Genomic DNA, 12,473 nt, shown 5'->3' with positions numbered 1-12,473 from the left:
GAGAGGATAACAATAATGTCTCAACTGGAACTGCGAAGCATCCGCAAAACCTACCCGGGCGTTGCCGAGGAAACCCTCAAGGGTATCGATATCGACATTGCTTCCGGTGAATTCATGATCCTGGTGGGCCCGTCCGGCTGTGGCAAATCCACCCTGATGAACACCATCGCCGGCCTGGAAACCATTACCGACGGTTCCATTGTGCTGGACGGCAAGGATATCTCTACCATGGAGCCGAAAGACCGGGACATCGCCATGGTGTTTCAGTCCTACGCTTTGTACCCGACCATGTCCGTTCGCGAGAACATCGCCTTCGGCCTGAAAATCCGGGGTAAGCCGAAAGATGAGATCGCGGAGGAAGTGGGGCGGGTTGCTGACCTGCTGCAGATTTCCGATCTTCTGGACAAAAAACCGTCCCGTCTGTCCGGTGGCCAGCAGCAGCGGGTGGCCATGGGCCGGGCCCTGGCCCGCCGCCCGCGCATCTACCTGTTCGACGAGCCACTGTCCAACCTGGACGCCAAGCTGCGGGTGGAGATGCGCACCGAGATCAAGAAGCTGCACCAGCGCCTGAAAACCACCATTGTGTACGTGACCCACGACCAGATCGAAGCCATGACCCTGGCGGACCGGATTGCCGTGCTCAAGGGCGGCGAGTTGCAGCAGCTCGGCACACCGAAAGAGGTCTACAACACGCCGGCCAACCTGTTTGTGGCCGGCTTCATGGGGTCGCCTGCCATGAGCTTTGTGCCGGTCACCGTGGAGCAGGGCGACCATGGATTGCAGGCAGAAGTGCGGGGTAATGATGGTGGAACTATCCGGCTGCCGTTACCGGGCTACCTGGGCGACCGGGTCGGCCGGAAAGTGATCTTGGGCATTCGCCCGGAGCACATCACCCAGCCCCAGGACCAGAAGAACGATCAGGACCTGGTGACGAAAGGCCGGTTCACCATCGAGGTCACCGAGCCCACCGGCCCGGATGTGATTGCGCTGATTCAGCTGAACGACACCAACGTGCACTGCCGGATTGATCCGGAGCACCCGGTGACCTGGGGTGAGACCGCCGAACTGATGTTCGACATGAAAAAAGTAGTGTTTTTTGACCCCGAGACCGAAAAGCGCATCGCCCCATAATCAGCGTTACAGCTGCTCCAGGTTTGCCAGCAGATGCCCGGCGCGCCGGAGCAGCGCCTCCCGCCTCTCCGGCTTCTGCTTGTCCCAGTTGCGGTACATCATGCCCATGCGGGGATTGTTCGCGAAGTCGTCCCGATGCCGGTCGATGAAATGCCAGTACAGGCTATTGAACGGGCAGGCGTCCTCCTCCGTGGCCTTGTTCACCTTGTAATGGCAGTTGGCGCAATGGTCGGACATCCGCTGGATGTACTTACCGCTGGCAGCGTAGGGTTTTGAGCCCAGATAGCCGCCGTCGGCATGCATCACCATGCCCAGCACATTGGGCAGCTCCACCCAGTCATAGGCATCGGCGTAAACCGCCAGGTACCAGTCGCAGATCTCTTCGGGTTTGATGCCGGCGAGCAACGCAAAGTTGCCGGTGACCATAAGCCGCTGGATGTGATGGGCGTAGGCGTTGCGGTGGGTCGCATCGATGGCCTTGTGCATGCAGCGCATCTTCGTCTCGCCGGTCCAGTAGAACCAGGGCAGGGCCCGGATGTTACCCAACCGGTTCTCCCGGGCATACTCCGGCATATTCTTCCAGTAGATCCCCCGCACAAACTCCCGCCAACCCAGGATCTGCCGGATAAATCCCTCCACCGCATTGATCGGCGCCCGCCCTGAATACCATGCCTGGGCAGCCGCTTCGCAAACCACCAGAGGATCCAACAGCCCGGAATTGATGTAGGGGGAAAGAATGGAGTGAAACAGCCAGTCCTCGGTATCGGAAATCGCGTCCTGATAGTCGCCGAAACAGGGTAGGGCAAAATCAATGAAATGTTCCAACGCCGCCTGAGCATCCTCTGCGGTAACCGCAAAGTGGAAATCTTCCGTAATTCCGAAATGATCAGCAAAGTGCTCGTCAACCAATTCAATCACCTCCCGGGTAATCGCATCCGGCTCCACCCGAAAAGGCGCCGGCGCTGGCGGCTTGCCCGTCCATTTCTTCCGGTTATCCGCATCGAAATTCCACTGACCACCCTCGGGGCCGCCGTCGGACGTCATCAGTAACCCGGTCTTCCGACGCATCTCCCGATAAAAAAACTCCATCCGAAGTTGCTTTCGGCCCTCGGCCCAATCGGCGAACTCTTGTTTGGTCGCGATGAAGCGGGTATCGGGCCGGATCTCCACCGGCACCCCTAGACGTTCATGCCAGCGGCTGATCTGCTCATGCAGCCGCCATTCGCCACACTCGGTCGTGATGACCTTGTCCGGTTTTATCCGTTGCGCCTGTTCGGCGACCACCGCCTCAAGGCTCTGGCGCTCGTTGGCCGGATGATAGGCCTGATAATGCACCTGCCAGCCCTCGCTCTCCAGTTGCCTGGCAAAGTGGCGCATGGCGCTGAACAGCAGCACGATTTTCTTCTTGTGGTGATTGGTATAACTCGCCTCGTCGTGAACCTCCGCCATCACCACCAGATCCCGATCTTTGTCGGCGTCTTCGAGTGCGCTGATGTCTCTCGTTAATTGGTCCCCGAGAATCAGAATCAGGTTAGGCATGGTAGATCCTTCGCTCCGTTTATTTTTTGGCGGGTTGGCATCCCCTTCGCCTGCCGGGTGCCCACCACCAAGCCTCCTCAATAAGAGGTACAAGAAGTACGCCAACAGCCCAAGAGTGGTTCATAAACCAGACTGGTAAACTGAAACCAACACTCAGCTGACCCGCATCAAAACGGCACGTATGGGATTGCCCTAAAATGCGTCAGCTTCCCTGAACATGGGGTCAGACGAAATTTTCATCTGACCCCGATTTCATCTGACCCCGAGTTTGCCATGACCGCCACCCCCTCACTCAGCACCCAAGACTCAACACTGCCAGAATTCATCTGGGACGAAGCCCTGATCCGCCGCTACGACCTCAGCGGCCCAAGGTACACCTCCTATCCCACGGCCGTGGAGTTCAACCAGAACTACCCGATCGAAGACATGGTCAAGGCCGCCGCGCGCAGCAAAGCCAGCGGGCGCCCGCTGTCGCTCTACACCCACCTGCCGTTCTGCGCGCACCTGTGCTACTACTGCGCCTGCAACAAGGTGATCACCAAAAAGCGTGACAAGGCCATGCCCTATGTGGAGCGCGTGCTGAAGGAAGCGACCATCCAGTCAAAACTGTTTGGTGCCGATCGCCCCGTTACCCAACTGCACTGGGGCGGTGGTACGCCCACGTTCCTGCCGAAGGATGTCATGGAACACCTGATGGCAGGGTACGGGGAACTGTTCAACCTGCAGACTGGCGATGAGCGGGATTACAGCGTGGAGATCGATCCGCGGGAAGTGGATCAGGACACCCTGCCAACCCTTTGGGACCTCGGCTTTAACCGTATCAGCCTTGGCGTGCAGGATGTGAATCCCCAGGTGCAGAAGGCGGTGAACCGCATCCAGCCAAGAGAGATGACCGAGGCCGTGCTGAATGAGGCGCGTCGGCTGGGCTTCCGCTCCATCAACCTGGACCTGATCTACGGCCTGCCCCATCAGACCCCGGAAAGCTTTGCCGAGACCCTGGAAGCGGTGATCGAGATGTCGCCGGACCGGCTCTCTGTGTTTAGCTACGCGCATCTTCCGGATCGTTTCTACCCGCAGACCCGTATTCTGGCCGATACCCTGCCAAGCCCGCAGCAGAAGCTGGCCATTCTGCACAACACCATCAACCGGTTGCTGGAAGCGGGTTACGAATACATCGGCATGGACCACTTCGCCAAGCCGGACGACAGCCTGGCCGTGGCGCAACGGGAAGGCCGCCTGCACCGGAATTTCCAGGGCTACACGACCCACTCCGAGTGCGACCTGGTATCCCTCGGTGTCTCTGCCATCGGCCAGACCGACGATGCCTATTTCCAGAACAACCACGACCTGCCGTCCTGGGAGGCGGCCATTGATGCCGGCCAGCTGGCGATTACCAAAGGTGTGAACCTGAGCCGGGACGACCGAATCCGCCGCTGGGTGATCGGCCAACTGATCTGCCAGTTTCGGCTGGATCGCCAGCAGTTCGCGGAAGTGTGGCAGCAAGATCTGGACCGCTACTTCGCGGATGAACTACGCCGCCTGAAGCCCATGGTGCAGGATGAACTGATTGCCGATGATGGACATGCACTACAGGTTCAGCCGGCCGGTCGGTTGCTGATTCGGGCCATCTGCCAGATTTTTGATCTGTATCGCAAGGAAGGCGCAAGTCAGCGGTTTTCGCGGATCATCTGACAGACGCCGGTGAAAAGGGATGAAGTAGGGGTCAGATGAAAGTTTTCATCTGACCCCTCTTTCGTTCAACTGTAAGTCGGCACCTTGAACCCTTCGCAAGGTCCTGAAGTACCCTTGTCAGCCGTCTCTGCTCTCCGATTACCAGGGTGATTTCCTGGGAACCGGTGATTGTCAGGATCACCGGTTCACGGACCGATTCCATGCTACCCGCTGAGTCAGGCGATCTGGCGTAGGGTGGGCAGGTCGAAGTTTCCACTGGGGATCAGGGAGGCACCAACCGCGCGGTCCCGCCCTGCTCGCTCTGCCAACTCCACCATGGAACGCAGTTGGCGCATACATCATACATAATGGTGCGTGGAGCACCACCAGAGAGGTCTTTCCAGCCTTTAGTGTGCCAGCGAACAGACAGGTATATGACAATGCGTCAGGTTAAGGTCAACGTGGTAATCAACAGAGGGTATAGCCATGAGTATGTTCAGTGCAGATGAAATGAAAGCCAAATGGAAACAACAGGTCGGCAAAGCAAAGCAATACTGGGGCAAGTTGACGGAAGATGAACTGCTGGAGGCGGAAGGGCGTCAGGACAGACTCGTGGGTCTGGTGCAGGAACGGTATGCCGTTACCCGCGACGAGGCTGAAAAACAGGTCAAAGAATTCTTTGGCAAGTAATCGGATCGCTCAGTTCACTCGGGCTACAAGTTCACACCACCGTGGCTCGACAGTGGGTTGTGCAGGGATATATAGCCATGCTTGAAACAATTGCTGTTATTTTATTGGTGCTTTGGGTTTTGGGATTGGTGACCTCATATTCCATGGGCGGGTTTATCCATATTCTGCTGGTGATCGCGGTTGTGGTAATCCTGCTTCGGGTCATTCGGGGCCGCAGTCTCTGAGACTTTGATACCCACGCTGACAAAGGTCAAGGCGCTCCGGCGGGGAGCCATTGTAAGGTGCTGGCATTCTTGCAGTGGAGAGTGCCATGGAACTTGTGTGCCCGGCCGGTAGCCTGCCAGCCCTGAAAATTGCGGTCGATAACGGTGCCAACGCCGTGTATTTCGGTTTTCGGGATAGCACCAATGCCCGCCAGTTTGCCGGCCTGAATTTCAACGACAAACGTGCCGCCGAGGGCATTGAATACGCCCATCTCCGGGGCAGCCGTGTATTCTGCGCGATCAACACTTACCCTCAGCCGGATGGCTGGGAGCAGTGGAAGGGCGCCGTAGATCGCGCAGCGAGTCTGGGCGTGGACGCCATCATTCTGGCCGATATGGGCCTGCTGGATTACGCGGCCAACAAGTACCCGGACATTCCCCGCCACCTGTCGGTGCAGGGCTCTGCCACCAGCCACGAAGCGCTTTCCTTCTACAAGGATAACTTCGGCATTCGCCGGGCCGTTTTGCCCCGGGTCCTCTCGCTGGATCAGGTGAGAGGTGTGGCGAAACACAGTCCGGTTGAGCTGGAAGTCTTTGCCTTCGGCAGCCTGTGCATCATGGCCGAGGGTCGGTGTTATCTCTCCTCCTATCTGACCGATGAGTCTCCCAATACCCGTGGCGCCTGCTCTCCCGCCAAGGCTGTTCGCTGGCAGGAGACGCCTCAGGGACTGGAATCCCGCCTGAATAATGTACTGATTGACCGATATGGTCATGGTGAATCCGCGGGCTATCCCACCCTGTGTAAAGGCCGTTTCGAAGTGGAGGGCAGTGTCTATCACGCCATTGAGGAACCGGTCAGCCTGAACACCCTGGATCTGCTCCCGGAACTTCAGGAACTGGGTATCAGCGCGGTGAAAATCGAGGGGCGTCAGCGCAGCCCCGCCTATATTGCCGACGTGGCCCGCACCTGGCGCCACGCGCTCGATAACCTCGCGTCCCGGCCCGAAGAATTCACCGTTGAACCCCAGTGGCGCAGCACCTTGGACGGCCTTTCCGAGGGTGGTCTCACAACGCTGGGCGCCTACCATCGCAAGTGGAAATAAGGTTTTACCATTTATGATGAAGCTATCTTTGGGTCCGATCCTGTGGTTCTGGTCCAAGCAAACTGTCTTCGATTTCTATGCCAGCGCCGCCGAGTGGCCGGTGGATACCATTTATCTGGGTGAAGCCGTGTGCAGTCGTCGCCGTGAGCTGAAACCCGATGACTGGCTCGATCTGGCCCGTGATCTGAGAGCCTGCGGGAAGGACGTGGTGCTTTCCACGCAGACGCTGATCGAATCCGAAGCGGATCTACGTCGCCTGCGCCGGATCTGTGACCAGAACGAGTTTGTGGTGGAAGCGAATGACCAGAGCGCTCTGCAGGTAGCTATTCGTAATGACATTCCCTTCATAACCGGCCCGTCCATGAACATCTACAACGTGGCCACGCTCAAGGTGCTGGCAAAACAGGGACTGAAGGGCTGGAATCTGCCGGTTGAGCTGGGCAAGGCAGCCCTGGCTCAGCTGATCAAGGGTTTGAAAGAGGAAGGTCTGGATCTGCCGGCGGAAGTGTTCGGCTGGGGTTTCCTGCCTCTGGCCTGGTCATCCCGCTGTTTCACCGCTCGCCATTACAACCTTCCCAAAGACAACTGCGAGTTCCGTTGCATCGAGCACCCCGCTGGCATGGAGTTGCGCTCCCGGGAATCCCAGGAGCTATTCCGTATCAACGGTGTCTCCACTCTGTCCGGCTCACGCTATGACCTTATGCGGGAACTGCCAGAGATGGAGCGCATGGGCGTGTCGACCGTTCGTCTGAGCCCTGAGTATCAGGGCCTGGAGGAAGTTGTGAAACGTTTCGACCAGGTGCGTAGGGGCGAAACGCCGGCTGCCGATCCGTTGCAGCTGGTGGAGGCACCACCGTGCAACGGGTACTGGTATAGCAAACCTGGGATGGAGCTGGTTAGTCTATGAATCACAGGCCGGGACACGGATCCCGGCGTGTTCGTTCAGGGCTCGACGTTTCTGGCCCACCCCAGATCCGCAAGGATCGAATAGAGCGCTGGCAAGGCAATCAGTATCAGAACAGTGGACACCAACAAGCCGAACACCACCGAAATCACCAATGGAATCACCGCCATGGCCTGGGTGCTGGTTTCGGCCAGCAGGGGCAGCAGGCCGGCAACGGTGGTGCTGGTGGTGATTAGAATGGCCCGGAAACGGGCCCGACTGGCAGCGCCGGCGGCCTCTTGAGTACTCATGCCTTGTTCCCGGAAGCTCTTTATGAACTGAACCAGCAAGATAGCGTTGTTCACGACAATGCCGGCCAATGAGGCAGCGCCGATCAATGAGGGCATGGACAGGTTGTAGCCCATCAGGAGGTGCCCCCAGACCGCGCCCATAAAGGCCACCGGGATCGACAGCATGACAATGACCGGCTCCACGTAACTGCGGAACTGGAACGACAGGATCAGGAAAATCCCCAGCAGGCCGATCAGCAGCCCCTGGGCGATAGACTGGCCGGTTTCCCGGGAGCGGGCGGTCTGGCCTTCCACTTGCAGGCTGATCTCTGGCCATTGCTCGCGAAGCTTCGGAAATGCCCGGTTGTGTAAGTCGGCCACGATAGCATCGGCGTTGGTCTTCCGGCCGTTCACATCGGCCGATACCGTGACGGTGCGCAGACCGTCAATGCGGGTGACCTGTGACCATTGCCGTTCCTCGGCAATGCTGGCCACTTCGCGCAACGGCACCATCTGGCCCTTGCCTGTGGTGATCGCGGCATCTTCCAGGAACTGGCGGGTGTTGCGTTCGGCGCTGGTCTGGCGCACCAGTATTTCGATGTGCTGGTCACCGATCTGTACCGTATCCACAATATCCCCCAGCAGGCCGGTGCGGATCTGGCTGGCCACCTCGGCAGCATTCAGGCCGAGAGACAGGGCGCTGTCATTCAGCGTCAGGATACGCTGAGGCTTGCCGGGGCGGAGGTCATCCAGCACGTTGAACGTGCCGTTATAGCTGGCGACTTCTGCGCTGAGAAAACCGGCGGCGGCTTTAAGCTCATCCAGATCGGTGCCCTGCAGCCGGATTTCGATGGGTATGCCGGCCGGGCCGAAGCCGGGCTCCTGGATATTCAGGGCAATCAGCCCCGGAATCTCGCCGATTTCCTGGTACCAGCGGTCGGTGAGGGTGGCTAGATCCACGGTACGAAGTTCCGCAGTCAGCAAATCGGCCATGACCGTTGCTACATGCGCACCTTTCTCGCCGGCCCCGGCGTGCTGGTTGAAGCGGGTCTGGATGTTTTGCAGCAGTTCTTGCTGGTCTGGCTGTTCCGGCGCGTATTCCTCGTTGAGCCTATACATGGCCTCGGTGATGCGGTTGGTAATGGCCTGGGTCTGCTGCAGGGGTGTGCCCTGGGGCATCAGCACCCGGGCTTCCAGTACGTCACCGTCAATTTCCGGCATGGCTTCCATGCGCACATGACCGCCGGCCATCAGCCCCACCGACCCAAAGAGTATTAGCAGCATGGCCGCCAATACGCCGTAACGGAAGCGGATGGCTTTGTCGGCCAGTCGCCCCACATTTTCACGAATCTTTTCAAAGCCGGTGTCGAACGCGGCGCGGAAGCGGGAAGGCGTATGCTCGCGTTTGTTGCCCAGACCACTTTTAAGGTGGTGGGGCAGTATCCAGAATGCTTCAATCAGCGAGGCGGCCAGGGCGGCAATAAGAACCACCGGCAGGACCTCCAGCACCGCCCCCAACTCTCCGGCCAGAAACGCCAGAGGAATAAACACAGAAACTGTGGTCAGGAATGACGACAGCACCCCGGGCAGGATTTCCTGTGTGCCTTTGACGGCCGCTTCCAACGGGTTGTTGCCTTCGGCGGCCAGCTTGGCGATGTTGTCGGTGACTACCACGGAGTCGTCCATGACAATGCCAATGGCCATGAGCAAAGCCACCAGGGTGATCATGTTCAGGGATAGCCCGGTAAGAGCCATCATCACAAAGGCACCGGCAAAGGCGGCAGGCAGGCCGAACAGGGCCCAGAAGGCGAGGCGGGGGCGGAAGAACAGTCCCATCACCAGGCCCACTAGCAGCAAGCCGGTGATGCCATTGCCTACCAGCATCTGCAACCTATCCCGGACGATAGACGTCATGTCCTGGGTGATTTCCAGTTCCACGGTGCCACCACGGCGGGCTTTTTCCGCCTCGACAAAGGCCTGCAGTGAGTCCATCACCTGCAGGGCATCGTCATGGCGATTCTTGTGAATCTCCAGAATGATGGCGCGCTGGCCGTTGAATTCCACTCGTTCCTCTTCCCGTTCATGGGCCTCGGTAATGCTGGCGAGGTCACCCAGGGTCAGCACAGCACCGGCTTCAGTGCCGACAATCGGAAGTCTGGCCAGGTCCTGCAGCGAGCGCCGCTCATCCACAAACCGTAGCTGGATATCCTGGCTGTCGGTTTCAATGTTGCCCAAAGGCATATCCAGGTTCTGGCGGGTGATGGTGCGGGCAATGTCGCGCACGCCCAGGCCGTACTGGCGGACTAGATCCCGGGAGACTTCAATGTGCCATTGGCGCTGGGACAGGCCAGCGGGGATGACATCGGCCACGCCATCCATGGCGAACAACCGGTCTTCCAACTGGTTGGTGTAAGCCTCCAGGTGGGAGAAGCTCATAGGCCCGTACACCGCGATAGCGGCCACCAGACTGGTTCGGTACAGCTCGCGGATAACGGGATCTTCAGCTTCTTCGGGCAGGTCGGTCAGGGCTTCGATTTCGGTGCGGATATCATCCAGAAATCGGCCCATATCGCCCTGGGCTGCCATGCTGGCGATGGTTTTGGCCTGGTTGTCCCGGGCCGTGCAGGAAACTTCCTTCATGTAGTCCACCCGCTGCAGCGCCTCACCCAGGCGCTGGCAGATGGCCTCTTCCACATCCGCTGCGGTGGCACCCCGGTATTCCATGGTGATGCTGACTTCCGGTGGCAGGTAGTCCGGAAAGGTTTCCCGGGTCAGGTTTGGCGCGGCATACAAACCCACCGCCAGCATCAGAATCAGAAGCAGGTTGCTGGCGGTGGGGTGGCCGGCAAACCAGCGGATCATGGCTGCTCTCCTGCGGCCATTTTCTGCAGCCATTGACGGGTGTTCTCATCGGGTTGAGGGCTCAGCAACGTGCCTTCGATGGCGGGAATCAGATCGTCCAGAATCAGCTGGTCGCCCGGTTTTAGCCCGCCACTGACTACTGCAAGCTCCCCCTGTTGCCAAGCCAGACTGACCGGCTGGCGTTGCAGACGGTCATTGCCATTGGCCAGATACACCTCGCCCTGATGAATGGCGCTGGCCGGCACCACCAACACCGGCTCGTTTGTCAGCGCTGCAATGGTGGCCTGCACAAACATGTTTCGCACCAGTGGTGGCCGGGCGGGCGGGTTGGCGCTGCGGTAAGGTTCGTCCACTGTAATCACCGCCTGGATGGTGCGGGTGGCGGGATCCAGGCTGCCGGTAATCCGGGTCAGCGTGCCGGTCCAGTGGCTGTCGGGAGCACCGGTCGGGTGCACCCGCACGGTCAGCGAATCGAGCGGCAGTTTCTGGTGGAAGTCGGTAAAGCCCGGGGACGCTTCGCCATTGTTTCCCGGATCAGGAGCGCCCGGGATTTGGTACAGCACATTGCGAAGCTCGGACATTTCCAGCTGCACCGTGGCTTCTGCCGCGGTAATGTCGTCTGCCACAAACAGGGTCTGGCCGGGGTTAACCTGTTGACCGGTTTCGATGTCGGACTGGTGCACCCGCAGATCCCAGGGGGCTTCGAACCGGGCGTCCTCAAGGTCTTCCCGGGCACCGGCAAGTGCCGATTCACTCCGGGCCAGGCGGGCATTCAGGGTTTTTTTGCGCACAGGGATCAGGTTGAGCTGGTTTTTGAGGGACTGCACCGCTTGCTGTTGCTGCAGGGTGGCCCGCAGCTGTTCATCCAGCCGGGTCTGGGACAGCGAGCCACTGTCAGCAAGGGTTTTAGCCCGCTGAAGCTCCCGCTGCGCAAGCGCCAACCTACGGTTTTCCAGTTCCAGCAGTGCCTGGGTGTTCTGTTCTTCCTGATCCAGTTGCTGCTGCTCTGCTTCCAGGCCGGCAATGTCGGCCCTGGCCGAAGCCTCAGCCAGTTCATAGCGGGTCGGGTCAATCTGAAGCAAACGGGTGCCTTCGGAAATGAGATTGCCGCTTTCCAGATCCGGATGCTTCCAGGTAATGCGGCCACCCACATTGGCCACCGCCTTCCAGCTTCTGGCCGGTAACACCTGGCCAAAGCCCCGGGTCTCGATGCGCACGGTGAGGGGAGCGACCTCAAGGATTCGGACCGGTGTCGCTGCGACCTGTTCAGCTGCACGCTCTGGTGGTTGTTTCAGTTTAATCATCACCACCACGAAGGCGATGCCGGCGATCAGCGTTAGGGCAAGGATGAATTTATGCCTGCGGTGCATCGGGGATCTCCTGAAAGCTGGCGCTGTAAAGTCTGAAAATTCGGGGTGCGGCCTGTTCAAGACTGTGAATATCACCGCCTATCATGCCCTGAACCACTAACCCCTGGATGGCCCCAAGATAGAGCACTGCGGCAGCCTCGCTGTCGATGGTGGAGGTAATGCGTTGTTGCTTGATACCAAGGTTCAGCAGAGAAATGACTTTCTGGCGGTAGTTGGCCAGAGTCTGCCGAACGATCCGTTTGGCCGCGCTGTTACCCGGCTTCTGCAGTTCTCCCAGCATCAGCCGCGGAATACCCGGGTGGCGGACAATGAAGCCGATATGGGCCAGAAACATGGCTTCCAGCGCCTTGTCGGCCTGTTCATACTGATCGGCTACACTGAAAACATGATCGGTGAGCTGCCCGGATACCCAGCTCGCCACGGATTCCCACAGGCTGTTCTTGTTGGGGAAGTGCTTGAACAGGGCGCCCTGAGATAAACCTATCTCATCGGCGATGCGGGCGGTGGTGAGGGTGGAAGGGTCTTGCTCAGCACACAAATGCACGACAGCCTCAACAGTGGCGGACTGGCGTTGTTCAGTGCTTTGATAAGCGCGCTTGGACGGAAGTTGCCTGTCTGACATGGTTGACCCAAAGAAAGTAATTGATTACTTTATTTTCGGCGTCGAGCATCGAATATGCAAGCCCAACCCCGGTTGCAGTGCTGAGTCGGCCAGAAATCTTCCCTTGACG

10 protein-coding genes are annotated in these 12,473 nt (G+C 59.0%); 6 read left to right on the top strand and 4 right to left on the bottom strand.

The features are described from left to right. Nucleotides 1–15: 15 nt before the first annotated feature. Nucleotides 16–1,131, top strand: coding sequence for an ABC transporter ATP-binding protein (locus ACN0XM_RS13960; RefSeq protein ID WP_417567551.1), 1,116 nt, complete (start codon nucleotides 16–18; stop codon nucleotides 1,129–1,131). A gap of 6 nt (nucleotides 1,132–1,137) precedes the next feature. On the opposite strand, the gene ACN0XM_RS13955 is transcribed toward ACN0XM_RS13960, so the two are convergent. After that, on the bottom strand, nucleotides 1,138–2,670 hold the full coding sequence (locus tag ACN0XM_RS13955; RefSeq protein WP_417567550.1) for a cryptochrome/photolyase family protein: 1,533 nt from the start codon (nucleotides 2,668–2,670) through the stop codon (nucleotides 1,138–1,140). Nucleotides 2,671–2,943: 273 nt separating this feature from the next. On the opposite strand from ACN0XM_RS13955, the gene hemN reads away from it, so the two are divergent. The 5 genes from hemN (at nucleotide 2,944) to ACN0XM_RS13930 (ending at nucleotide 7,244) form a co-directional block, all read left to right on the top strand. After that, nucleotides 2,944–4,362: an oxygen-independent coproporphyrinogen III oxidase gene (gene hemN / locus ACN0XM_RS13950; RefSeq protein WP_417567549.1), complete on the top strand. Its 1,419-nt coding sequence runs from the start codon at nucleotides 2,944–2,946 to the stop codon at nucleotides 4,360–4,362. 465 nt (nucleotides 4,363–4,827) lie between these two features. Continuing rightward, nucleotides 4,828–5,031, top strand: coding sequence for a CsbD family protein (locus ACN0XM_RS13945; RefSeq protein WP_417567548.1), 204 nt, complete (start codon nucleotides 4,828–4,830; stop codon nucleotides 5,029–5,031). Nucleotides 5,032–5,108: 77 nt separating this feature from the next. Further along, the gene (locus ACN0XM_RS13940) at nucleotides 5,109–5,255 is read left to right on the top strand and encodes a lmo0937 family membrane protein (RefSeq protein WP_417567547.1); all 147 of its coding nucleotides are present in this window, start codon (nucleotides 5,109–5,111) and stop codon (nucleotides 5,253–5,255) included. An 86-nt stretch (nucleotides 5,256–5,341) separates the two neighbouring features. After that, entirely contained in the window at nucleotides 5,342–6,337 is a 996-nt protein-coding gene (ubiU, locus tag ACN0XM_RS13935) for a ubiquinone anaerobic biosynthesis protein UbiU (protein ID WP_417567546.1), read from the top strand. A gap of 13 nt (nucleotides 6,338–6,350) precedes the next feature. Next, nucleotides 6,351–7,244 (top strand): U32 family peptidase, encoded by an 894-nt coding sequence (locus tag ACN0XM_RS13930; protein WP_417567545.1) that lies wholly within the window; start codon nucleotides 6,351–6,353, stop codon nucleotides 7,242–7,244. Between the two features lie 35 nt (nucleotides 7,245–7,279). Here ACN0XM_RS13930 and ACN0XM_RS13925 read toward each other — a convergent pair whose 3' ends face one another. Genes ACN0XM_RS13925 through ACN0XM_RS13915 form a run of 3 tightly spaced genes read right to left on the bottom strand, consistent with a single transcriptional unit; the run spans nucleotide 7,280 to nucleotide 12,364 of the window. Beyond that, nucleotides 7,280–10,372 (bottom strand): efflux RND transporter permease subunit, encoded by a 3,093-nt coding sequence (locus ACN0XM_RS13925; protein WP_417567544.1) that lies wholly within the window; start codon nucleotides 10,370–10,372, stop codon nucleotides 7,280–7,282. Further along, the gene (locus ACN0XM_RS13920) at nucleotides 10,369–11,742 is read right to left on the bottom strand and encodes an efflux RND transporter periplasmic adaptor subunit (RefSeq protein ID WP_417567543.1); all 1,374 of its coding nucleotides are present in this window, start codon (nucleotides 11,740–11,742) and stop codon (nucleotides 10,369–10,371) included. The genes ACN0XM_RS13925 and ACN0XM_RS13920 overlap by 4 nt, the downstream gene beginning before the upstream one ends. Beyond that, nucleotides 11,726–12,364, bottom strand: a complete 639-nt coding sequence (locus ACN0XM_RS13915; protein WP_417567542.1) for a TetR/AcrR family transcriptional regulator — start codon at nucleotides 12,362–12,364, stop codon at nucleotides 11,726–11,728. Before ACN0XM_RS13915 ends, ACN0XM_RS13920 begins: the two co-directional genes overlap by 17 nt. Nucleotides 12,365–12,473: the final 109 nt, after the last annotated feature.

Source organism: Marinobacter sp. (genome assembly GCF_048269445.1).
In the GTDB taxonomy this organism is placed as follows: domain Bacteria; phylum Pseudomonadota; class Gammaproteobacteria; order Pseudomonadales; family Oleiphilaceae; genus Marinobacter.
This window is presented reverse-complemented; position numbering and strand designations above follow the sequence as displayed.

Excerpts from the sequence above, each read along its gene's own strand:
- ACN0XM_RS13960 (WP_417567551.1), top strand. The coding sequence starts at position 16 with ATGTCTCAACTGGAACTGCGAAGCATCCGCAAAACCTACCCGGGCGTT.
- ACN0XM_RS13955 (WP_417567550.1), bottom strand. The coding sequence starts at position 2,670 with ATGCCTAACCTGATTCTGATTCTCGGGGACCAATTAACGAGAGACATC.
- hemN (WP_417567549.1), top strand. The coding sequence starts at position 2,944 with ATGACCGCCACCCCCTCACTCAGCACCCAAGACTCAACACTGCCAGAA.
- ACN0XM_RS13945 (WP_417567548.1), top strand. The coding sequence starts at position 4,828 with ATGAGTATGTTCAGTGCAGATGAAATGAAAGCCAAATGGAAACAACAG.
- ACN0XM_RS13940 (WP_417567547.1), top strand. The coding sequence starts at position 5,109 with ATGCTTGAAACAATTGCTGTTATTTTATTGGTGCTTTGGGTTTTGGGA.
- ubiU (WP_417567546.1), top strand. The coding sequence starts at position 5,342 with ATGGAACTTGTGTGCCCGGCCGGTAGCCTGCCAGCCCTGAAAATTGCG.
- ACN0XM_RS13930 (WP_417567545.1), top strand. The coding sequence starts at position 6,351 with ATGATGAAGCTATCTTTGGGTCCGATCCTGTGGTTCTGGTCCAAGCAA.
- ACN0XM_RS13925 (WP_417567544.1), bottom strand. The coding sequence starts at position 10,372 with ATGATCCGCTGGTTTGCCGGCCACCCCACCGCCAGCAACCTGCTTCTG.
- ACN0XM_RS13920 (WP_417567543.1), bottom strand. The coding sequence starts at position 11,742 with ATGCACCGCAGGCATAAATTCATCCTTGCCCTAACGCTGATCGCCGGC.
- ACN0XM_RS13915 (WP_417567542.1), bottom strand. The coding sequence starts at position 12,364 with ATGTCAGACAGGCAACTTCCGTCCAAGCGCGCTTATCAAAGCACTGAA.